A 23,403-nucleotide genomic window follows, 5' to 3' on the forward strand; every position below is an offset into this window, starting at 1 on the left:
TTCGAAATATTTGCACTTGCATTTAGCAAATAATTCAAAATGAAGCACACAAACCTACATATAGGAGATTTAAAAAACTACATCGAGCTTTCGATGTCAGTTGTGCTATTGAATTTTTTCTCGCGGTCTTCGCGGTTTTGGGCATAATTACACTTTGCCTATTCTTATATATATGATGTAGTTTTTACATCATCGATTTTTTATCCATAATTTTAATGTTTTTCAATTAACCTAAGGCATTGCTGTATACTTGTATTACGCTTTTGCTTGTGGCTACTTGGATTTTAATTCACTGATTTAGAATGAATTCAAATCAATTTCTGGTTGTACCAGCAGATCACACACATGTGGATTACGCTGAACAAATTTGTGAAGAAATGGCTCAATCTGCCAAAGCTCGTGGTACTGGTATTGCTAGGAGAAAATCCGAATACATAGCAGGCAAGATGCTTGAAGGTAAAGCTGTTATAGCACTGCATAAGGACGGAAGATGGGCAGGTTTTTGTTATATAGAAACTTGGGGCCACGGAGAGTATGTTGCTAACTCAGGTTTAATAGTTAATCCCATTTTTAGAGAAGAAGGCCTAGCTAAGGCTATCAAAAAGAGAATTTTCGAGCTATCAAGAAGTAAATATCCAGAGGCAAAAATTTTCGGTTTAACTACAGGTTTTGCTGTAATGAAAATTAACTCTGAATTAGGCTATGAACCAGTTCCATATTCTGCTCTAACCCAAGACGAGACCTTCTGGAAAGGATGTGAGAGTTGCGTAAACTTTCAAATCTTACAAAGCAAGGAGAAAAAAAATTGTTTATGTACAGCCATGTTATGGGATCCTTTGGATAAGCAAAAAAAATTGCGTAGTAAAATAGATCTTAGACAAGAGGCTAAGGAACGTTTGCAACGTATGAAAAAGAAGCAGTCCTTATTGAAGAAGCTTCAAATTCAGTTAAGAAAAACAATAAAAAAAACCCATTTATTTTAATTTATACACACAACCAAGATGAACAATAAGAAAATAGTTTTAGCATTTAGCGGAGGATTAGACACTAGCTTTTGCGTTATATATTTAAAAGAAGAATTAGGATATGAAGTACACTCTGTAGTTGTAAATACAGGTGGATTCGATCAAGAAGAGTTAGCAGAAATTGAAAAGAAAGCTTTTGCTTTAGGAGTTGCTTCTCACGTTTGTATTGATCAAACACAAAGCTATTACCAAGAGAGTGTAAAATACCTAATATTTGGAAACGTACTTAAAAACGGAACATACCCATTATCAGTTAGTGCAGAAAGAGTTTGTCAAGCAACTGCAATTGCAAACTATGCTAAGAAGATTGGAGCACAAGCAGTAGCTCATGGTTCAACAGGTGCTGGAAATGACCAAGTACGTTTTGATATGATTTTCAATATCTTAGTTCCTAATGTTCAAATCATCACTCCAATTAGAGATTTGAAATTAAGTAGAGAGCAAGAAATCGAATTCTTACAAAAACACGGAGTAGAAATCAACGCAGAGAAAGCGCTTTATTCTATCAATAAAGGACTTTGGGGAACTTCTGTAGGTGGAAAAGAAACTTTAAATTCTAGAGAGTACTTACCAGAACATGCTTGGCCAACCCCAATTACTAAAACTGGAAGTGAAACAGTAGAGATTTCATTTGTAAAAGGAGAGCCAGTTGCTTTAAATGGAGTGACTATGGAGCCAACTAAGGTGATTCAAACTCTTCAAGATATGGCTCAACCTTATGGAATTGGAAGAGATATTCACGTTGGAGATACTATCATTGGAATTAAAGGTAGAGTTGGATTTGAGGCTGCAGGTCCAGTTATTTTAGTGAAAGCTCACCATACTTTAGAAAAGCATACCTTAACAAAATGGCAATTGAGCTGGAAAGAACAATTAGGATCTTTCTATGGTAACCATTTACACGAAGGACAATTCCATGATCCAATTATGCGTGATATGGAGGCTTTCTTACAAAGTACCCAAAAAAGCGTAACAGGTACTGTTTTTGTGGAGTTACATCCTCATAGATTTGTAATAGTAGGAATCGAGTCTGCATTTGATTTAATGAGTAATGAGTTCGGTAGCTACGGAGAAATGAACAATGCTTGGACTGGAGAAGATGTAAAAGGATTCTCTAAAGTATTTGGTAACCAAACAATGATTTGGCACTTAATTAATAATAAGGAAAAATAATAATATGAAAATGCAAAAGATAAAAGTTGGTATTCTTGGAGGAGCTGGATATACAGGTGGGGAACTACTTCGTATTTTGTTGAATCATCCTGCCGTAGATATTAGTTACATTCATAGTAATAGTAATGCAAATAAAAAAGTTTACCAGGTACATCGCGATTTAATTGGAGATACTGAGTTAGAATTTACAGATGCCTTTTCTCAAGATATTGATGTATTATTCTTATGCATGGGACATGGAGATTCTAAAGTATTTTTAGATAATAATCCAATCAATGAATCCATTAAAATCATTGATTTAAGTCAAGACTATCGTTTAAAAAAGCAGGACAATCCATTTGTTTATGGATTACCTGAGTTAAATAAAGAACAGATAAAACAAAGTAGTTATATTGCTAACCCTGGCTGCTTTGCAACAGCAATTCAACTGGCTTTATTACCACTAGCTGGGCAAAACAAATTACCAGAACAAATATGCTTAACTGCACTTACAGGAAGTACAGGAGCAGGGCAAAAGCCAAGTGCAACTACTCATTTTAGCTATAGAAGCAATAATATATCTGTTTACAAAGCTTTTGAGCATCAGCATTTAGGTGAAATAGGACAAAGTCTGGCGCAATTACAAGACAACTATGAAAATACCATCCAATTTATTCCACAAAGGGGAGATTTTGCAAGGGGAATTTTTGTTAGCGTTGTTTTAAAAAGTAATGATTCACTAGAGGATTTGCAAGCAGTATATAAAACGTTTTATCAAGATGCTCCATTTACTTTTTTAAGTGAGGATCCAATTGATTTAAAACAAGTAGTTAATACAAATAAATGTCTTATTTCCATTGAAAAGAGTGAAGATAACATTCTAATTACATGTGCGATAGATAATTTATTAAAAGGGGCAAGTGGTCAAGCTGTTCAAAATATGAATTTAATGTTTGGCTTGCCTGAAGATTTGGGTTTAAAATTAAAAGCATCTGCTTTTTAAAAAGAAATTAAGATGAAATTATACGATGTTTATCCTTTGAATCCTATTGAAATTGTTCAAGGAAAAGGAAGTTATGTTTACGATAATAAAGGAGTAGAGTATTTAGATTTATATGGTGGTCATGCAGTGATTTCTATCGGGCATAGCAATAAACATTATGTAGAGTCTATTAAAGAACAATTAGAAAAGATAGGGTTTTATTCCAATTCCATTCTAATTCCCAAACAACAAGAAGTAGCAAATTTACTTGCAGAAGTAGCAAACTTACAAGATTACCAGTTATTTTTATGTAACTCTGGAGCCGAAGCAAATGAAAATGCATTAAAGCTTGCTTCTTTTTATAATCAAAGAAAAAAGGTTATCTCTTTTAGTGGAGCATTTCATGGAAGAACTTCTTTAGCTGTTTTAGCTACGGATAATCCTAAGATAGTAGCACCGGTTAATGAATCGGATAATGTTATTTTCTTACCATATAATGATGTAGAGGCTTTAAAGAATGCTTTTAAGCTGTATGGTAATGAAATTTGTGCAGTAATTCTAGAGCCAATTCAAGGAGTAGGTGGTATTATCGAAGCTACAAAAGAATTTGCAACTGTTATTAGAGAGCTAACAAAACAATATAATAGTGTATTTATTGCCGATGAAGTACAAAGTGGTTATGGAAGAACAGGAAAGTTCTTTGCTTTAGACCATTTAGATCTCAAAGCGGATATTTACTCTATGGCTAAAGGAATGGGTAACGGATTTCCAATTGGTGCAATTGCAGTGAGTGATCAATTTAAACCTTGGCACGGACAATTGGGAACAACCTTTGGAGGAAACCATTTAGCATGTAGTGCTGCTTTAGCAGTATTAGAGCAAATAAAAGAGCATAAAATGATTGAAAATGCTCAAGCGATAGGACAATATTTAATAGATAACCTAAAAGGCTTAGAGAAAATAAATCAAATAAGAGGTAAGGGATTAATGATAGGAATTGACCTAGATCCTTCTTTTAAAGACCTGAGAAAAGACCTTCTTTTTGAAGACCACATTTTTACAGGTACTGCTAGCCCTAATGTGATTAGATTACTACCAGCTTTAAATCTTACTAAAGAACAAGCTGATATCTTTTTAGATAAATTTAAAACTAGATTAAACCAATATTAAAAAATTCATAGAATTATGAAACAGTTTTTTAGCGTAAACGATGTACAGAATTTGGATAAGCTTGTAAACGATGCTTTACAAGGGAAAGCTTCTCCTTTTGCCGATCAGGCATTAGGGAAAAATAAAACACTTGGTTTAGTGTTTTTGAATCCAAGTTTACGTACTAGGATGAGTACTCAAAAAGCCGCCATGAATTTAGGAATTAATGTGATGGTTTTAAATATGGGTACTGATGGCTGGGCATTGGAAACCAAAGATGGCGTAGTGATGGATTCTGATAAAGCAGAACACATTAAAGAAGCTGCAGCTGTTATGGGAGAATATTGCGATATTCTTGGTTTACGTTGTTTCCCATCTTTACAAGATGCAGAACAAGATTATAGCGAAGAGCTATTCACTAAGTTTACCAAGTACTGTAATAAACCAGTAATTAGTTTAGAAAGCGCTACAAGACACCCTTTACAAAGCTTAACGGATTTAATCACGATAGTGGAGAATTGGGGATTCGATTATGATGATCAAACACAAAAATATACACCCAAAACCAAGAAACCAAAAGTTGTTCTAACATGGGCACCACATGTAAAGGCTTTACCACAAGCTGTACCTAACTCCTTTGCCGAGTGGATGTGTAAAGCGCAAGACAATGGCCTAGTTGACTTTGTAATTACTCATCCAAAGGGATATGAGCTTAAAGAAGAGTTTACACAAGGTGCTCAAATAGAATATGACCAAGACAAAGCTTTAGAAGACGCAGATTTTATTTATGTAAAAAACTGGTCTAGTTATTCAGACTATGGACAGATAACTTCTAAAGATCCACAATGGATGCTTACTTTGGATAAACTAGTTCCTACTAATAATGCAAAAGTAATGCACTGTCTACCGGTTCGTAGAGATGTAGTAATAAGCTCTGAGGTTTTAGATAGTGATAGTTCTATTGTTATTGAGCAAGCTGGAAATCGTGTTTGGGCAGCACAAGGGGTTTTAAAAGAAATGTTGAAGTAATAATAAGTCAAAGTAATAAGAGAATGCAACAAAAAATTACAGTAGTTAAAATAGGAGGTAATATAGTAGATGATGCTAAAGCATTAGAAGATTTCTTAGACGTATATGCTCAAATTCCAGGAAAGAAGATTTTAGTACATGGGGGAGGAAAGCTAGCTACAAAAATGGCTAAAGATCTGGACTTACCTACCACTATGATTCAAGGTAGAAGAGTAACTTGTGATAAGATGCTACCTATAACTGTAATGGTTTATGCAGGACTTATAAACACCACTATTACTGCTTTATTACAAAAAAGAAAGTGTGATGCCATTGGCTTAAATGGAAGTGATGCCGCAATTATCACTGCAAGTAAAAGACCTAGTGAGCCCATTGATTTTGGATTTGTAGGTGACTTCCAAGCCAAAGATGTAAATGTAAAGAGAATCGAGCAATTGTTAGATTTGGATTTATATCCTGTGTTCTGTGCAATAACAGCAGATCAAAATGGTCAACTCTTGAATACTAATGCCGATACTATTGCTAGTAATTTAAGTATTGCCTTAGCCCAAGACTATAGTGTAGACCTTATTTATTGTTTTGAACACAAGGGAGTATTAATAGATATAAAGGATCCAAACTCTGTAATATCCAATATAAACTCTAGTAGCTTTACCTCCTTATTAGACAAGGGAATTGTAAAGGATGGTATGGTACCTAAAATACAGAATGCTTTAGTTGCTACTAAACAAGGAGTAAGTAAAGTATGTATTAAATTAGCGCAGGATCTTTTAGATCCAGCCCAGGGTACAACAATAGAAAATTAGAATAATAGTTTTAAACTAAACCATTATAACATGGAAATTAAACAAATAACACAACAAAGCATAGAACTTTTAAAGCAGCTTATTCAAACACCTTCTTTTAGCAAGCAAGAGAATTTGACGGCTGAGTTAATTGCAAATTATCTTACTTCTCAAAATGTAGAAATACATCGAAAGCTAAATAATGTGTGGGCTTTTAATAAGTACTATGATCCTTTAAAACCAACGATACTTTTAAATTCTCATCACGATACTGTGCGACCTAATAAGGATTATACTAAAGATCCATTTCAAGCGCAGATTATAGAGGATAAGTTATTTGGACTAGGGAGTAATGATGCTGGAGGTTGTTTAGTTAGTTTAATTGCAACTTTTATTTATTTCTATGATCAAAAGGATTTAAAATATAATATCTGTTTAGCTGCTACTGCTGAAGAAGAAATATCTGGAAATGATGGATTAGAGTTAGTAGTTCCATTATTGGGGGATTTAGAATTCGCAATTGTAGGTGAGCCAACAAAAATGGATTTAGCAATTGCAGAGCGTGGCTTAATGGTTTTAGACTGTGTAGCGCATGGGAAAAGTGGTCATGCAGCTAGAGAAGAAGGAGATAATGCTATTTTTAAAGCAATACAAGATATTCTATGGTTTAATAGCTTTAAGTTTGAGAAAGAATCCGAACAGTTCGGTCCAATCAAGATGAGTGTTACCATGATTAATGCTGGGACACAACATAATGTTGTACCATCTACTTGTGACTTTGTTGTAGATATTAGAGTTACTGATGCATATACAAATGAGCAAGTATTAGAAATAATAAAGCAAAATGTACATTGCCAGGTTACTGCTAGATCTACACGTTTAAAGCCATCTTCTATAGCAAAGAATCATCCGATTGTATTAGCAGGGATAGAGCTTGGAAGAAGTACCTATGGCTCTCCAACAACAAGTGATCAAGCATTACTTAGTATTCCTTCGTTAAAGTGTGGACCTGGAGATTCGGCTCGTTCTCATACTGCTGATGAATTTATCTATGTTCAAGAGATATTTGAAGGAGTAGAGCTGTATATACAAATGTTAACTAAAATTGTGAAGTAAGATGAAATTATGGCAAAAAACTACTCAGGTCAATCAAGACGTTGATCTTTTTACGGTAGGTCAAGATAGAGTATTAGATTTGAATTTAGCAGCTTTTGATGTATTGGGTTCTTTAGCCCATACAAAAATGCTTTGTGCTGTTGGTTTATTAAGCCAAGAGGACTTAGAAAGTATTGAAAAAGAGCTAAAAAATATATATAAAGAAATCATCAATGGAGATTTTACCATTGAACCAGAAGTAGAAGATATTCACTCTCAAGTAGAGTTACTTCTAACAAGAAGAATAGGGGAAGCAGGAAAAAAAATTCACTCTGGAAGATCAAGAAATGATCAAGTTTTAGTGGATTTAAAACTGTATTTCCGTTTTGAAATCGAGCAAATCGTTCAAAAAACAAAAGTATTATTCGAAACCCTACAAACATTAAGTAATAAGCACCAAGACGTTTTACTTCCTGGGTACACGCATTTACAAATAGCTATGCCAAGTTCATTTGGATTATGGTTTGGAGCTTATGCAGAGAGTTTAGTAGATGATTTAGAGTTAATGCTAGCAGGTTGGAAGATTACCAATAAAAACCCATTAGGATCTGCAGCTGGATATGGATCTTCTTTTCCATTAGACAGACAGATGACAACAGATCTTTTAGGATTCCAAAGTATGAATTATAATGTAGTTTATGCTCAAATGGGAAGAGGTAAAACAGAAAGAGTTTTAGCTCAAGGACTTTCTAGTATTGCTGCTACTTTAGCTAAGTTTTCTATGGATGCTTGTTTATATATGAGTCAAAATATGGGCTTTATCAAGTTTCCGGATCATTTAACTACAGGATCAAGTATAATGCCTCATAAGAAAAATCCTGACGTATTAGAATTAATACGTTCTAGATGTAATAAGATACAAGCATTACCAAATGAGATTGCCTTAATGACAACTAATCTACCAAGTGGTTACCATAGAGATCTACAGTTATTAAAAGAAAATTTATTTCCAGCATTTGATTCTCTAAAAGAGTGTTTAGATATCTTAAAGTTAATGCTAGATAATATTGAAGTAAATCCATCTATTTTAGAAGATCCTAAATATGATTACTTATTCAGTGTTGAGGTAGTTAATGAACAAGTATTAAAAGGAGTTGCATTTAGAGATGCATATAAAGATATAGGTTTATCTATAGAACAAGGTACGTATAAGCCTTCCAAAGAGGTTAATCACACCCATCAAGGAAGTATCGGTAATCTGATGAACCAAGAGGTCAAAATGGAATTTAATCGCGTATATGGCGAATTTAATTTTGACCAAGTAAACGATAAACTAGTAAGTTTAGTGTTGTGATTTTTTGTAAAAGGTCTTTGTATAAAAAATACAAAGACCTTTTTTTATTACATTTGATCGAAGTCTACACTAATCTCATCTGATGTAACAATTGCCTGACAGGATAAGATAAGTCCATCTGCAACTTCTTCATCCGATAAAATACTATTTTTACGCATTGTAGCACTTCCTTTAGTTACTTTACACATACAAGAACTACAAATACCCCCTTGACAAGAGTAAGGTGCATCAATATCATGGTCTAATATTGCATCTAAAAGGATAGTATCCTTTTTCATTTCAAAGACAGTTTCCATATCATCTACCAATACGCTAACCTTTACTAGATCAGAACTTGCTTGTATAGGTGCAACAGTATCGTTATTTGGAGTAAATATTTCAAAAGCTACTTTTTCTTTAGAACCTTCTTTCTCTTCAATAGTATGTGCTACTATATCAATCATTGCTTCTGGCCCACATAAAAAATACTTTTGGAACTCTACCTCTTTGTGCTTATTATTAATAACAAAGTTAGTTGCTGCTTTATCAATTCTTCCAAAAAGAGCATTGTCTTGCTTTTCTCTAGAGAAAACAAAATGAACATGCAATTGCTCTGGATATTTTTGTTGTAGGTTATGTAATGTAGTGTGGAAGATAGTTTCTTGCACGCTTTTATTTCCATATACTAAAACAAACTTACTTTTAGGTTCGCTTGCAAGTACAGTTTCAATCATTGACATTACTGGAGTGATACCACTTCCAGCTACAAAGGCTGCATAATTATTTTGATTGTCTTTATTGGTTGAAAGAGTAAACCTACCTTGTGGTAAATCTACCTCCAGAGTATCACCTACTTTAAGTTCTTTATTAGCATAGTTTGAAAAAACACCATTTTCAACATTTTTAACCACAATACGAACATCTCCAGATTCAGGAGTGGAGCAAATAGAATATGCTCTTCTTATTTCTTTTTGGTTATAAGTATGTTTAATGTTTATGTATTGTCCTGCAATAAAATTATAGTCTTTTTGAAGTTGTGCAGGAACATCAAATAGAATAGATACCGCATTAGGTGTTTCTTGACGAATTTCCTTTACAGTTAATAAATTAAATTTAGACATAGTTTTGCTTAGTTTGTAAAAGACAAAAATACGAAAGACAAAGAGTTAAATGAAAATTAAATGAGATAAGAACTAAAAATAATATGCAAAGTCTAGCGAAATTGTCTCATTTTATCATTTTAGAATTAAAGGGTATAAGAATGTTACTTTGTTTTTTGCTGAAAATAGAAAAATACACCTTCTTATCTCCTGGGAAAAAAGAGTTATTCAATATACAATCAGACAATAAAGTGTCATGTCAACACAAAGGTTTATAGCTACTGCTTTACAAACTTCTTACTTGTATAGTATAATAAGTATTAAATAATGTAGGAATAGGTATTAAGACCTTTTCTAGGTTAGGGTACTCTAGAGTATTTAGGTATTTAACTCTAACCATTAAAAAACGCTTACAAAAGATTTAAAAATCCTTTATAAGCGTTCTATTATTTTTTTAAAAGCTATTTTTCTAAAAAGGGTTATCCCTTTAAAAAAATGGCCTTTTATATTCTATATCCTTAGATAGGTTAGAAGTTCGTTTTAAATTGTTCTAAGAAACGTACATCATTTTCATAGAACATACGAATATCTCCGATTTGGTATAAAAGCATAGCAATTCTTTCTATTCCCATTCCAAATGCGAATCCACTGTATTCATTAGGATCAATGTTACAGTTCTTTAAAACGTTAGGATCAACCATTCCACAACCCATAATCTCTAACCAACCAGTACCTTTTGTAATACGGTAATCTGTTTCAGTTTTTAAACCCCAGTAAATATCTACCTCAGCACTTGGCTCAGTAAATGGGAAATAAGATGGACGTAGACGAATCTTTGATTTACCAAACATCTCTTTTGTAAAATATAAAAGAGTTTGTTTTAAGTCAGCGAAAGAAACATCTTTATCAATGTATAGTCCTTCTACTTGATGGAAAATACAGTGAGAACGAGATGAAATCGCCTCATTTCTAAATACTCTTCCTGGAGAAATAGTACGTAAAGGAGGAGTATTCTTTTCCATATAACGAACCTGTACCGATGAGGTATGTGTTCTTAATAGGTGTTCTGGATTTGTTTGAACAAAGAAAGTATCTTGCATATCTCTTGCCGGGTGATATTCCGGAAAGTTTAATGCAGAGAAGTTATGCCAATCATCTTCAATCTCTGGACCTTCTGAAATATTAAATCCAATAGAGTTAAAGATATCCACAATTTGATTCTTTACTAAAGAAATAGGGTGTCTAGATCCAATTTCTGTAGGATATCCAGGACGTGTTAAATCTCCAAAAAGACCTTGAACATCTTTAGAGTCTAACTCATCTTGAATAGACTTTACTTTATTTTCAATAGTGCTTTTTAATAAATTAATCACCTGTCCAAACTCTTTCTTCTGGTCATTTGGAACTGTTTTAAAGTGGGCGAATAAGTCATTTAATATTCCTTTTTTAGATAAGAATTTAATTCTGAATTCTTCAAGGGTTTCTTTGTTGTCGGTGGTAAACTCTTGCGCTTGACCAACGTATTCTTTTATTTTATCTATCATCTTAAGTAAAGTAAAAAGCAAATTTACTGCTTTTCAATTAGACATTAAAATTTTAAAACCTTATTATGAATATAATTAGGGAAGTTTATGCTTAATCTATGAATTTTGAAGCCAAGAAATAATTTATAATAGCTTCTTTCATTAAAACGGATTGCTCTCCTGCTTTTAAAGCTGGTAATTCTGCTTTGATATTATAATGAGGCCACCCATCTTGATCATAGTGATCAAACTCGTAATAGCCATAAGGCTCTAATAAACGACAGATCGCAATATGCATTAAATTAACCTTATCGTCTTTCTTATATTTTTTCTTAAATTTGCCCCTTTCCTGTATACCGATTAAATATATTATAGATTCTAAGTCTAATGTATCTCCATCGGCAAACTTATCGGATATTTTTTGAACAAGGGTATCCCACCTGTGTTTCATTTGTTCATCTCTTGCCATATGCTTATATATATAAAGTATAGCAAAGATACGATTTACAATTGAGTGTAATTTAGAGAATGTATTAACTTAATAAACAAATTATGATTTTAGATATAATAGTGGGTATCGCTTTAATATTCGGTATTTATAAAGGAGCAAAAAATGGGTTGTTTGTATCAGTAGCTGCATTTATTTCCTTATTGATAGGTGTAATTGCCGCTTTAAAGTTTTCCAATGTAGTCAAAGAGGCGTTGTTTTCTTATTTCGGATGGGACTCTACCTTTTTACCTTTAATCTCTTTTTTGATTACTTTTTTTGCTGCTATTTTAGTAGTAAAGTTCATAGCTAAATTGATTACCAATTTATTACAAGCAGTTTATTTAGGTTTTGTTAATAGAATATTTGGTGCTGTTTTTCAAGTTTTCGTAGTTGTTTTACTTGTGAGTTTAGGACTTAGCCTTTTTGATAAGTTTAATGCTAACTTCGCTTTTGTTACTGCAAAGGAGTTAAATACATCTTATAGTTATAGAGTATATTTAGAGTTATCTCAACATTTTTTTCCTAGTTTCTTTTCTTTAGTAAATAACTTATTTGAAAAAAGCGTAGAGGTAATCAATACATCTACGCCTTCGTTTAATTCAGATTCTTTCTAAAAATTTTTCAAGGATTTTTTAGGAACCCATCCTTGTTCTAGGTTGTCTAGTTTTACTCTTACCCAAAGAGATTTGTCTTCTAAAAGATATACTTTAGTTCCTTTATGTAATTTTATAATAGTCTCAGAATTACTCCTAGGCTCTTGCTTTAGTTCCACTGTGTTTTCCCATAATAGGGCTGAAGGGGTTTCTAAGTGGAAGTTTTCTTCAAAATAAGCGCAGTATGTTGTAAACCCTATGGAAAGTATACCCAGTACAAATAAGCAGAAAAATATTCTTTTTAAAGTAGGGCTCTTAGCCAAATAGAAAACAGCAAAGAGTACAACTAATACAAAAGCTAATGTGGTAGTAATAAAAGCCCAGTCATCTGGACTTAACTTTCCTATACTTTGATGTATAATGTCTTGATTATTGTACTTCTTAATAATAGTTATATCATCTTCTAAATTTGCTTTTGCATGATCTAAGTTAGTTATGATATCCTTATCCGTGGGAGCAAGAAGTAGTGCTTTTTCAAAATAATAGACAGCTTCTACATCCTGTTTTGTTTTAAAGTAAGCATTACCTAAGTTATAATATAACTCTGGGGAATCTGTTACCTCTTGACTTAACTCCAAATAAGACTCTATAGCCTTTTTATACTGTTCTTTTTTATAGAAGGAATTGGCTTGTTTAAATTGCTCTTGAATAACTTTAGGATCATTTGCATAGCTTATTATATTAAATAGCAGTAAGAGCAATGTGATGTATTTTTTCATTGTCTATTTAATTTGTTTTTCTAACTCTGCAATTATATTAATAGCAGTTTGATAATCTTTGTTACTATCTACTTTTTCTGAAGGGGTATATCTAGCCCACTCACAAGCATTCTTTAAGTCTATAAAACTTTGAATGCTGGAATCCTCTATTTGTCTTTCCTTCAATAGCTCTTTTATATTATCATTACTCATTTGAGTAGTTTCTATATTTAATTTAGCTTTAAGGAAGTTATGAAGACACAGCTCTAATGCTTCATAGAATAGATCTTTGTCTTTTAAGTGTTTTTTAGCTTGGCTTAAGTATTTTCTTGCTAATTTATTATTTGCTTTTAATTTATTTCCAAGGACATCTTTTGTTGCGTTTTTTCTAGTTTCTACGATACCAACAACTAAAAAGATAGCAACTAAAGCTGATGCGTTTAAAACATAAAACAATGTAGAAGACCAATAGGTAGATCTATATGGAGAAACCCTATTTAAAGTTTCTTTTATTGGTTGAAATAACTCTTGTTCATTTACTAAAAGATCCCCTTGTAATTCTTTGTTTGTAGGTAATGTAGGACCTTCTAATACATTAATGGTAATACTATCTGTCGAGATAGTTTTATATGCTTTAGTGCTTAAATCAAAGTAAGAAAAATGCATGGGCTCAATACTATAGTCTCCTTGGTATTGAGGGATAATTGTGTAGTCATTCTTTCTACTTCCTTGAATACCATATATACCTGTATTTACCTTCTCACTATAGATAGGGTCATATATTTCTAAGGCTGAATTTGCTTTAGGAGTGGGCATTTTTAGTAGGTTTAGATTACCTCTACCACTTACCTCTACCTTTAAGTTAAGCATTTCCCCAGCTTTTAACTGTGTTTTACTTGGAGTTGCTTTGAAATCAAAACTTCCCACAGCCCCAGAAAAGTCTGCAGGTTTTCCTGCTTCGGGTAAAGCCTTGGCTGTTATTTTTACGGAATTGGTTGAAAATTCTTGTTCAACATACCCGTATTCTGGAAATCCAAAGAAATCTCTTCTACCTGTTAATACTTGTGCTTGTACATCTAATATTAGAGGGTCAATAGTAAAGTCACCTACTTCTTGGGCCATTAATACATCCTGTTTAATTAGTATAGAATAATAGGGCTCTCCTTTATAGGTTGTTTCTACTGGATGTGGGTCTGGAACTTGTACATTATGTACCCAGAACTTATCGAAAGTAGGTATCTTCTTTCCTGCGTATCCACTTAAACCTTCTCTGAAATAGATTTTATAACTAATAGTAACTGGTTCGTTTATATAAGGATTTCGATTAGAAACTTCTGCAACTAAATGAATGGTTTCTAAGGATTGGGTTTGAATAGAGTTTAAGTTATTTACCTGAGCATCTGATTTTACTGCATCAGTGACATTTACAGATATTGCTTGTGTTTTATACACTTCTCCTTTAATGTCAATACTTGCACTTCCAATTGTAATTTTACCCTTTCTAGTTGGTTGTAGCTGGAAAGAATACGTCTTATTAAATGATTTCTTTCCATTGATCCACGACACGCTAACACTTTGGTTCGGCCCAGAAATTATTCTAAAACCTTCAAAGTTTGGAGCCTTAAAATAGTCTCCGTCTTCATTCATTGAAAATTCTACTGTAAGACTTTGATTTAGTGGAATACTTTCTTTATTAACACTCGCTTTAAAATAAGACTGTGCTAAAAGGCAAGTACTACTAACTAGAAGTAGAATTAAAAAAAAATATCTTTTAAAATTATACATAATGTTTTACCAGTCTTTTTTACGTTGATTTTTCACCGGTTCTCCTTTTATAGAATCTGTCGGAGTACCAAAGGTACCATTGCCCTTTTTAATTAATCGATCTTGTACCTGTTTTTCATCTCTTTCTAAGGACTCTAAGATGTTTTGCATTTGTTGCTCACTCATAGGACCTTGTTGAGGTTCAGGTTGCTGATTATCTTGGTTGTCCTGATTATCTTGGTTGTCCTGATTATCTTGGTTGTCCTGATTATCTTGGTTATCCTGATTATCTTGGTTGTCCTGATTATCTTGGTTGTCCTGATTATCTTGGTTGTCCTGATTATCTTGGTTATCCTGATTATCTTGGTTATCCTGATTATCTTGGTTATCCTGATTATCTTGGTTATCCTGATTATCTTGGTTATCCTGATTATCTTGGTTATCCTGATTATCTTGGTTATCCTGATTATCTTGTTCTTCTTGTTTATTTAGTTCTTTTGCTAAAGCATAATTATATCTTGTTTGCTCGTCTTTAGGATTATTTTTCAGAGCTTCTTTATAGGCTAATTCTGCTTCTTTATAGTTTTTTTCTTGCATGAAAGTATTACCAATATTATGGTAAGCTTGGTGCTTTTGTTCTTTGGTAGTTGCACTTTCAATTGCATTGGTATATGCTGTTCTAGCTTCTTTAATACGGCCCTGCTTCATTAAGGCATTACCCATATTATATTGAGCTGTAGAGCTTGTATTTAATTTTGAATTAGCAATTCTGTAAGAAGCCTCTGCTTGTGAGTACTGTTCACTGGTATATCCTTCATTACCTTTGCTCAATGCTCTAGCTCCAGATTGGGCCATAGCAATACTAGAATAAAAAGTAAGGAGTAAAATAGTTAAAAAGTTTTTCATAGGATGTAAAATCTTTATTCTTTTGGCTGCTTGTCATTAAATAAATTCCATTTTTCTAACCACTGTGTTTTGCGCTCTAGTATAAATGTATTGATAAATAATAGTGCAAATGCCAATGCTAAAAACCATTGAAATTGAGATTGAAACTCCGCAATTTGCTGGGACTCAAAATCTGTTTTCTCTATTTTTGATAAGTCATTTTTAATTAAGTCTACTACTTCTTGGGTATTAGCTCCATAGTAATACGCCCCAGAGGTTTGTTTAGCTATTTGTTCTAAAGTAGAAGGGTTTAATTTGGTTATAACCACTTGGTCATCCCAATCTCTTTTATAAGATGTACCATTTTTGTCTGAAATAGGAATTGGTGCTCCTTTCTCTGTTCCAACTCCGATGGTGATAATCTTAATGCCCTTTTTCTTTGCAATTTCGATAGCACTTTGCATGTCATCTCCATGATCTTCACCATCACTAATTAGGATCATCACTTTACTAGTATTAGGATTATCATAGTAGTTACTTGCTACTTGAATAGCCTGTGCAAAGGCAGTACCTTGGGAAGAGACCATATCTGTATTCATGGATTGTAAATACATTTTTGCAGCATAATGATCTGTGGTGATAGGCAATAACGGGAAGGCGCTCCCTGCATAACCTACGATACCTACTCTATCTGGCCCCAGGTTATTGATAATCTGTGAAACTAATTGTTTCATTTTAGCTAACCTATCCGGAGCCATATCTTGTGCTAACATACTCTTAGAGACATCTAGAGTAAAAACAATGTCTACACCTTGTCTTTTTACTGTTACAATTTTTGTTCCAATTTTAGGATTAACAAGAGCTATAATAATGAATAGTAATGCAGCAAGTGGTAAAATAGCTTTTATTATTACTTTACTAAAAGATTGATTAGGCGCTAATAACAGTATTGCTTTTGGTGAAGCAAATTCAGCTTGTTTTCTTTTTCTCCACAATATATCTACAATAAACAATACAATAAGTACTGCTATTGGTATAAGTAAAAAAAAGTATTTTGTTTGATCTAGTTCCCACATAATATCTTATATAAAACCTCTAAATAATGTTCTTCTTAGAATAAAGTTAATGCTTAATAATCCAAAACTAATCAAGGCCAATATGTGGAACTTCTCATCTGTGTTTACAAACTTTTGCTCATCAATCTTGGTTTTTTCTAGCTGATTAATTTCTTCATAAATGTTTTTTAAGCTTTCTGTATCTGTTGCTCTAAAGTATACCCCATTAGTGATATTGGCTATCTCTTTCATAAGCTCTTCATCCAGCTCTACTGGAATTTTCTCATAAACAATTTCACCATTTGCTTTCATACCAACTGGAGATTCTGCTAAGCCATTAGATCCTATTCCGATAGTATAGACTTTGATATTATATTGTTTAGCTATTTCAGCAGCCATTAAAGGGTCTATAGCACCTGTGTTGTTTACACCATCTGTAAGTAATATGATTACTTTACTTTTAGATGGGCTATCCTTCAAGCGGTTTACTGCTGTTCCTAGTCCTACGCCTATGGCTGTTCCATCTTGGATATCGTTGGAATACTGAATGTCCTTTAAGGCATTTAAAATTAAAGGTTTGTCACTAGTTGCAGGTGTTTTTGTATAAGCTTCTGCTGCATAGATAACAATCCCAATGCGATCTGTAATACGTTGTTTAACAAAATCAGAAGCTACATTTTTAAGGGCCTCTAGTCGGTTAGGTTTTAAATCCTTGGCTAACATACTTCCTGAAATATCCATTGCCATAACAATATCAATCCCATGGGTCGAATGAACATGGTTGTGTACGCTAACAACTTGTGGTCTTGCTAAGGCTACTATAAGTAATGTCATTGCCAATAGTTGCAAAACTATTTGAATAGGAAGAAGCTTTATAATTGGGGAGGTATATCCTTGAAAGGCTTCTATAGAACTTAGTTTTATAGTAGGACGATGTTTTTTTCTATTGCGATACCAAACATAAAAAGCGATTGGTAGCAATAAAAAAAGCCAAAAAAATTCAGGATTTAAAAAACTTATATCTCTCATTATTTTTTCACTTGTTTATAGAGGATGGACTCAAAAATTCGATTCGAAAGCTCTAACGCTGCCTCATCTTTTTGTCGATAAAATATCCAAACTTGATCTGTATTTATACCAAATTGAGTAAATACAGTTTGGAATTCCACTTGTTCTACTTTACTATTTGGGGTGGGCTTGAATTCAAAGTTTCCTTGAATTTTAGTTCCTTTTACTCCATTAGAATTTTCAAAAGTACTTTGGTCAAAATTTATATCTTTTATATTGTAATTTTGAGTTAATAGGGTAATAAACTGCTTGATAATTTGACCTTGGTTTACTTTGTGATCCTTTACCATGGTCAAATTATTTGCGATAATAAATATAGGATCCTCTAGTTCATTAAAACGGAACTGTTCAATGTATTCAATTCCTTCTAGTTTAGCATCTTTTATAGTTGGTTCATTCTTGTGTGTTAATACAGAAGGAGTAGATAAAGTAATCCCTGGACTATATCCATAGGTACTTTGTATCCATTGTTTTTCTAATAGGATTTTGGTAGAATCAAAAGTGAAGAAATTATATTCCTTTTCGCTTTTTGTATTTATCAAATATACTATTCCTGTTACTAGTAGCAGCAACGAGGTTACAGCTATTGGGAGCCAGATTCTAAATCGCATTCTTTTTTTCTTGCGTTCTTCGCGTAATCGAATACGCATAGTTTGATTGGCTGCGGAAATAGGATAGGCGATATTTATATCGTAAACAATTTTTTGAATTTTATTTGTATCGGATAGTATTTGTTGTTCAGAAGGCTGGCTTTTAGCAAATTTTACTAAGTCAGATGTTTCTAAAATACGCTTAAATTCAGCTATCAACTCTGGTTGAACTTTAATATCCTTATCTTTTAAAGTATGTTTTAAAAGGGTAAGAATCTCAAAAGTAGTAAGCTCATGTGCAGAAATATCGAAGGTATCCTCTAAGAAGGATCGTACAATATTACTCATATCCGAATAATACGGTTTAGCTCCTTGCTTTGTCCAGTTTTTACGAAGCTCTAACTTTCTTAATTTTTTAGATGCTTTTTCAAAAGGTGTTTTGTATTTATCTTCCTCTGTTAAGTTTTTATCTTGTTGGTACTTTATATAAAAGAAGGTTAGTATACCTAGAATAAAAGATACTATAATGAAGAAAATATAATACCAATAGGTAGAAAAGGATGCTCCAGCAGTAGAAATATCTTTAATAGGATATAATGGTGTTTTCAGAGTATCTACTTCTACGCCTAAAACATCTATTGCAATACTCTGGGTTTTGTATAGTTTATCTCCAATTACAATCGGTAATTCTGGCAATTGGTGCTCCCCTTGGTCAAATTGGGTAAGTTCATACTTTTTAATAAGCTCCATTAAATCACCAGATACAATGGTATCTACAGGCCAAGCTTCCAATACGTCAAAATCTCCTAAAGTAGGGGTATCTGGAAAAGACACTTTATCCTGTGTATTGGCATGAACTCTTAAGGTCAATGCAAAACTATCTCCCATTTTGATGGAAGTAGTGTCTACTTTAGTTTCAATGGGATCTTGCGCATAAAGTGACCCAATTAAACTACATATAAAAATTAAAGTATATAAATATTTATGTTTCATTTTGCTGCAATTATCTTGATTTAAAATAACCTAGAAGTTTCTTAACGTAACTCTCACCAATTTCTATATCAATGCTTCCTGCTCCTGATCTAGAGAATAGTTTTTTAAATTGATCTTCCCTTTGTAAATAATTTTCTAAATACTTTCTTCTTCTTGTGGAATCGGAACTATTTATAAGTAGTTCCTGCCCTGTTTCGGGATCGAAAATATTCATAATACCAACATTGGGAATTTCCTTCTCTCTTTTATCAAATACTCTAATAGCTGTTAAATCATGTTTTTTAGCAGTAATTTTTAAAGTAGGTTCAAATAAAGGAGTTATAAAGTCAGATAAAATGAAAACAATAGCTTTCTTTTTTATTACTTTAGATAAGTACTGTAAAGCAAAACCCACATCTGTTTTGTTACTTTTTGGTTGAAAGTCAACCAATTCACGAATTATGCGCAATACATGAGTTTTCCCTTTTTTGGGTGGTATAAATAATTCTATTTGATCAGAAAATAGAATTAATCCAATTTTATCATTGTTTTGAGTGGCAGAAAAGGCCAATGTAGCAGCTATTTCTGTTACGATATCACTTTTAAATTCATCGGCAGATCCAAAGTCTTGAGAACCACTAATATCTACAAGAAGCATCATAGTTAACTCTCTTTCCTCTTCAAAAACCTTTATATAAGGTTCATTATACCTAGCAGTTACATTCCAGTCAATTGCCCGAATATCATCACCGAATTGGTATTGTCTTACCTCTGAAAAAGTCATCCCACGTCCTTTAAAGGAGGTATGGTATTCTCCGGAGAAAATATGATCACTTAAACGCTTGGTTTTGATTTCTATTTTTTTGACTTTTTTTAATAACTCTTTGGTATCCATAACAATATTCTATGCAAAAATGTTGAACCTTAAAAACCTATTTGTTTCATAACAAATAGGTTCGTTTATTTTAAATTATAGTTTATTAATGTCTATTAAGGAACTTCTATCTCGTTGACAATTTGGTTAATAATATCAACAGTTGTGATGTTTTCTGCTTCTGCTTCATAAGTTATTCCAATTCTATGTCGTAGTACATCAACAACTACAGCTCTTACATCTTCAGGAATAACATAACCTCTTCTTTTAATAAAAGCATAAGCTTTAGCTGCTGTAGCTAAGTTAATACTTCCACGAGGAGAAGAACCAAAACTTATTAGTGGCTTTAATCTTTCTAATTTGAAGTCTTCTGGATAACGTGTAGCAAAAACTATATCTAAGATATATTTTTCTATTTTCTCATCCATATAAACTTGTTTAACCACTTGTTGGGCTTTTAGAATTTGTTCTAAACTTACAACAGGGTTAATTACAGGTCTTTGACCTTCTAAATTTTGACGAATAATTAATCTTTCTTCTTCTAATTTAGGGTAGTCTATTACAGTTTTAAGCATAAAACGGTCCATTTGAGCTTCAGGTAAAGGATAGGTTCCTTCTTGCTCAACTGGGTTTTGGGTTGCCATTACTAAGAAAGGACGTGGTAATGGATAAGTTGTATCTCCAATGGTTACTTGCTTCTCTTGCATTGCTTCTAAAAGAGCAGATTGCACTTTTGCAGGAGCTCTGTTTATTTCGTCGGCAAGTACGAAGTTTGCAAAAATAGGTCCTTTACGAATCGAAAAATCATTTTCTTTTACGTTATAAATCATCGTCCCAATAACATCAGCTGGTAATAAATCGGGAGTAAATTGAATTCTACTAAAGCTACCTTTTACAGCCTGTGACAAAGTGTTAATTGCAAGTGTTTTAGCAAGTCCAGGAACACCTTCTAATAAAATATGTCCTTGGCCAATTAAGCCAATAAGCAGTCGATCAATCATATGTTTTTGACCAACAATTGCCTTGTTCATCTCCATGGTAAGGAGATCAATGAAAGCACTTTCTCTTTCAATTAGTTCATTTAACTCACGAATATCATAATTTGATGCTGTTGTATCCATACCTGTTTTTTTGTTTAAATACCCTCTTTTCTAATACTTTACGCAAATTGGAAAATTATTCCATACAAAGTTGTTAAAATATGGTTAAATATATAGTTTTAAATACTCAATTAACACTGATTTATATTTTTCTTTTTACTATTTTTAAGTACTAAAAATTAGTTAGTTGTGATTAATAAACGCCTACTTATAAAAAACATCCTGGCATACTATGATGAGAATAGCTTTTATGATAAGAAAAGGCAATTAAATCTTCATACTGCAAATGGAAAAGCAAAGTTTTTGAAGCACATTTGTGCACTATCTAATTCAAATCCCTTGAATAATGCTTACCTTTTAGTTGGGATTGAAGATAAGGAAAATTCTATAATTGGTGTAGATTTTTATGATGATAGTAAAATTCAGAATTTGGTCAATGCGTATTTAGATAACCCACCTACTATAACGTATGATAATGTTTCTTTTGACTCTTTGTCCCAAGATAAAGTTATAGGATTAGTTACTATTGGTCCTAAATCTGGTTTGACCAGTTTTAAAAGAACAATATCTATTATAACTAGGGGCACCTACTTTTATCGTATAGGAAGTACTTCTGTGCCCAATGCTGAGGCAAGTGCTGTTCAAGATAATTCAGCAATGGTATCTAGTATTGAGAAGAACTCATGGAATAATCTTCAGACAACTCTTCAAAGTGTGGTTAATTTTGTGACAGTAACCCATAAAGATATGAAACCAAAATACGAAGTTTTCAAAGAACAATTCGTTATTTGTTGGGCTGGTAATAAGACCATGGTCAAAGGTACCACCTTTTATTCTCGCATGGATATTTCTTTTATCAATGAGCAAATTAAATTATTCTACTCTGATTTAGATTCGGTGACTCTTTTTTATAACCAAGATGAATTTGTTATAACAGAGTATTTAAATCTAGGTTTAAATGATAAAACTAGTTTTTATCCCTTTATGGAAGTAGCCATAAATTTTTTAGATAATGGAACCTATACTATGGAGCACACAATGCTTTTTGAAGCTCCAACTTATAACATAAATATTCTAAGACATATTTATCAAAGTTGCCTTAAGATTATTACTAAAATAGCTCAGTCGGTAAGTTTAACTTCCAAAGAAGAGAAAGGACTCTCTAAGTTGTGTTTTAACCTAATGCTGTGTTATCTCAATGGAATGGATAAAGCCAAAGAAGATCTTTTAAGTATAAAAGATTATTTGAAGAAACATAAAGATCCGACCCTATTTAAGGACTTTAAAGAAGTAATGCGTATTTTGCGTAAACTGAAATATGAAAAGGAAATTGAAAATGAGTAGAACATTAGTTATTGGAGATATACACGGAGGTTACAAAGCTTTAGTCCAAGTTTTGCAAAGGGCAGAAGTTACCCCTGAAGACAAGCTGATTTTTTTAGGGGATTATGTAGATGGATGGAGCCAGAGTCCACAGGTGATAGATTTATTATTAGAATTAGATAAGACCAATATTTGTATATTTTTAAAAGGTAATCATGAAGGTTTATTTTTAGATTGGCTTAGTACAAAAGAAAGAAATGTCCTTTGGGAAAAACACGGAGGCATGAGCACCATAGAAAGTTATGAGAACTTAGATCCCGTTACAATGGAAAAACAACTTCAATTCTTTCACAATTTAAAGTATTATTACAAGGATGATCAAAATAGATTATTTGTACACGGAGGGTTTACAAACCTGCGTGGAGTAGAGGCAGAATTTTTTCAAGAAAATCTGTTATGGGATAGAACGCTTTGGGAAATGGTTTTAAGTCTTGATATTAGCTTAACCCATACGGACCCTTTTTACCCCCAAAGACTTAAGCTTTACCATGAAATATACATAGGACACACGCCTGTTACAAATGTTGGCTTTACAAGCCCAACTAATCGTGCAAATGTTTGGAATATGGATACAGGAGCTGCTTTTAAAGGCTGTGTATCTATTTTGAATGTCGAAAGTAAAGAGTATTGGCAGAGCGATTCTTTGGTAAGTTTATACCCAAATGAGATAGGGAGGAATTAGTCATAAAACAGAAATT

The 23,403-nt window shown here is 32.8% G+C and carries 22 protein-coding genes; 11 read left to right on the forward strand and 11 right to left on the reverse strand.

What is annotated here, in order from left to right; genetic code table 11:
* Nucleotides 1-302: 302 nt before the first annotated feature.
* The 8 genes from ACYSNX_RS03780 to argH are packed head-to-tail and all read left to right on the forward strand — an operon-like array spanning nucleotide 303 to nucleotide 8,571.
* Nucleotides 303-983: a GNAT family N-acetyltransferase gene (locus tag ACYSNX_RS03780; protein ID WP_461753359.1), complete on the forward strand. Its 681-nt coding sequence runs from the start codon at nucleotides 303-305 to the stop codon at nucleotides 981-983.
* Nucleotides 984-1,001: 18 nt separating this feature from the next.
* Nucleotides 1,002-2,198: an argininosuccinate synthase gene (gene argG / locus ACYSNX_RS03785; protein ID WP_461753360.1), complete on the forward strand. Its 1,197-nt coding sequence runs from the start codon at nucleotides 1,002-1,004 to the stop codon at nucleotides 2,196-2,198.
* A 10-nt stretch (nucleotides 2,199-2,208) separates the two neighbouring features.
* Complete coding sequence (gene argC, locus ACYSNX_RS03790; RefSeq protein ID WP_461753361.1) at nucleotides 2,209-3,180, forward strand: N-acetyl-gamma-glutamyl-phosphate reductase; 972 nt, start codon at nucleotides 2,209-2,211, stop codon at nucleotides 3,178-3,180.
* A 12-nt stretch (nucleotides 3,181-3,192) separates the two neighbouring features.
* Nucleotides 3,193-4,329, forward strand: a complete 1,137-nt coding sequence (locus ACYSNX_RS03795) for an aspartate aminotransferase family protein (RefSeq protein WP_461753362.1) — start codon at nucleotides 3,193-3,195, stop codon at nucleotides 4,327-4,329.
* A gap of 15 nt (nucleotides 4,330-4,344) precedes the next feature.
* Nucleotides 4,345-5,337, forward strand: coding sequence for a Rossmann-fold NAD(P)-binding domain-containing protein (locus tag ACYSNX_RS03800; protein WP_461753363.1), 993 nt, complete (start codon nucleotides 4,345-4,347; stop codon nucleotides 5,335-5,337).
* Between the two features lie 23 nt (nucleotides 5,338-5,360).
* Nucleotides 5,361-6,143 carry an acetylglutamate kinase gene (argB, locus tag ACYSNX_RS03805; RefSeq protein ID WP_461753364.1) on the forward strand — a complete coding sequence of 261 codons (783 nt, stop codon included), beginning with the start codon at nucleotides 5,361-5,363 and terminating at the stop codon, nucleotides 6,141-6,143.
* A gap of 30 nt (nucleotides 6,144-6,173) precedes the next feature.
* Nucleotides 6,174-7,238 carry a M20 family metallo-hydrolase gene (locus ACYSNX_RS03810; RefSeq protein WP_461753365.1) on the forward strand — a complete coding sequence of 355 codons (1,065 nt, stop codon included), beginning with the start codon at nucleotides 6,174-6,176 and terminating at the stop codon, nucleotides 7,236-7,238.
* Between the two features lies 1 nt (nucleotide 7,239).
* Nucleotides 7,240-8,571, forward strand: a complete 1,332-nt coding sequence (gene argH, locus ACYSNX_RS03815; RefSeq protein WP_461753366.1) for an argininosuccinate lyase — start codon at nucleotides 7,240-7,242, stop codon at nucleotides 8,569-8,571.
* Nucleotides 8,572-8,618: 47 nt separating this feature from the next.
* On the opposite strand, the gene ACYSNX_RS03820 is transcribed toward argH, so the two are convergent.
* From ACYSNX_RS03820 to ACYSNX_RS03830, 3 genes are all read right to left on the reverse strand, one after another.
* Nucleotides 8,619-9,671, reverse strand: a complete 1,053-nt coding sequence (locus ACYSNX_RS03820; RefSeq protein ID WP_461753367.1) for a 2Fe-2S iron-sulfur cluster-binding protein — start codon at nucleotides 9,669-9,671, stop codon at nucleotides 8,619-8,621.
* 506 nt (nucleotides 9,672-10,177) lie between these two features.
* On the reverse strand, nucleotides 10,178-11,194 hold the full coding sequence (pheS, locus tag ACYSNX_RS03825; protein ID WP_461753368.1) for a phenylalanine--tRNA ligase subunit alpha: 1,017 nt from the start codon (nucleotides 11,192-11,194) through the stop codon (nucleotides 10,178-10,180).
* A 91-nt stretch (nucleotides 11,195-11,285) separates the two neighbouring features.
* On the reverse strand, nucleotides 11,286-11,642 hold the full coding sequence (locus ACYSNX_RS03830) for a hypothetical protein (RefSeq protein ID WP_461753369.1): 357 nt from the start codon (nucleotides 11,640-11,642) through the stop codon (nucleotides 11,286-11,288).
* 83 nt (nucleotides 11,643-11,725) lie between these two features.
* On the opposite strand from ACYSNX_RS03830, the gene ACYSNX_RS03835 reads away from it, so the two are divergent.
* Nucleotides 11,726-12,277 (forward strand): CvpA family protein, encoded by a 552-nt coding sequence (locus tag ACYSNX_RS03835; protein ID WP_461753370.1) that lies wholly within the window; start codon nucleotides 11,726-11,728, stop codon nucleotides 12,275-12,277.
* On the opposite strand, the gene ACYSNX_RS03840 is transcribed toward ACYSNX_RS03835, so the two are convergent.
* From ACYSNX_RS03840 to ACYSNX_RS03875, 8 genes are all read right to left on the reverse strand, one after another.
* The gene (locus ACYSNX_RS03840) at nucleotides 12,274-13,035 is read right to left on the reverse strand and encodes a tetratricopeptide repeat protein (RefSeq protein ID WP_461753371.1); all 762 of its coding nucleotides are present in this window, start codon (nucleotides 13,033-13,035) and stop codon (nucleotides 12,274-12,276) included. The two genes, ACYSNX_RS03835 and ACYSNX_RS03840, sit on opposite strands and share 4 nt — an antisense overlap.
* A 3-nt stretch (nucleotides 13,036-13,038) precedes the next feature.
* Nucleotides 13,039-14,799, reverse strand: coding sequence for a BatD family protein (locus ACYSNX_RS03845; protein WP_461753372.1), 1,761 nt, complete (start codon nucleotides 14,797-14,799; stop codon nucleotides 13,039-13,041).
* 6 nt (nucleotides 14,800-14,805) lie between these two features.
* The gene (locus ACYSNX_RS03850) at nucleotides 14,806-15,684 is read right to left on the reverse strand and encodes a tetratricopeptide repeat protein (protein ID WP_461753373.1); all 879 of its coding nucleotides are present in this window, start codon (nucleotides 15,682-15,684) and stop codon (nucleotides 14,806-14,808) included.
* A 14-nt stretch (nucleotides 15,685-15,698) separates the two neighbouring features.
* Entirely contained in the window at nucleotides 15,699-16,739 is a 1,041-nt protein-coding gene (locus ACYSNX_RS03855) for a VWA domain-containing protein (protein ID WP_461753374.1), read from the reverse strand.
* Nucleotides 16,740-16,745: 6 nt separating this feature from the next.
* Nucleotides 16,746-17,747, reverse strand: coding sequence for a vWA domain-containing protein (locus ACYSNX_RS03860; protein WP_461753375.1), 1,002 nt, complete (start codon nucleotides 17,745-17,747; stop codon nucleotides 16,746-16,748).
* On the reverse strand, nucleotides 17,747-19,369 hold the full coding sequence (locus ACYSNX_RS03865; protein ID WP_461753376.1) for a BatD family protein: 1,623 nt from the start codon (nucleotides 19,367-19,369) through the stop codon (nucleotides 17,747-17,749). Before ACYSNX_RS03865 ends, ACYSNX_RS03860 begins: the two co-directional genes overlap by 1 nt.
* 10 nt (nucleotides 19,370-19,379) lie before the next feature.
* Nucleotides 19,380-20,243: a DUF58 domain-containing protein gene (locus ACYSNX_RS03870; protein WP_461753377.1), complete on the reverse strand. Its 864-nt coding sequence runs from the start codon at nucleotides 20,241-20,243 to the stop codon at nucleotides 19,380-19,382.
* A gap of 95 nt (nucleotides 20,244-20,338) precedes the next feature.
* Complete coding sequence (locus tag ACYSNX_RS03875) at nucleotides 20,339-21,343, reverse strand: AAA family ATPase (protein WP_461753378.1); 1,005 nt, start codon at nucleotides 21,341-21,343, stop codon at nucleotides 20,339-20,341.
* Between the two features lie 168 nt (nucleotides 21,344-21,511).
* Here ACYSNX_RS03875 and ACYSNX_RS03880 point away from each other — a divergent pair, with 168 nt between their 5' ends.
* Together ACYSNX_RS03880 and ACYSNX_RS03885 are read left to right on the forward strand one after the other, a co-directional pair.
* The gene (locus ACYSNX_RS03880; protein WP_461753379.1) at nucleotides 21,512-22,666 is read left to right on the forward strand and encodes a DUF5929 domain-containing protein; all 1,155 of its coding nucleotides are present in this window, start codon (nucleotides 21,512-21,514) and stop codon (nucleotides 22,664-22,666) included.
* Nucleotides 22,659-23,387, forward strand: coding sequence for a metallophosphoesterase family protein (locus ACYSNX_RS03885; RefSeq protein ID WP_461753380.1), 729 nt, complete (start codon nucleotides 22,659-22,661; stop codon nucleotides 23,385-23,387). The genes ACYSNX_RS03880 and ACYSNX_RS03885 overlap by 8 nt, the downstream gene beginning before the upstream one ends.
* The last annotated feature ends 16 nt before the right edge of the window (nucleotides 23,388-23,403 follow it).

Source organism: Myroides sp. LJL115, from assembly GCF_054871665.1.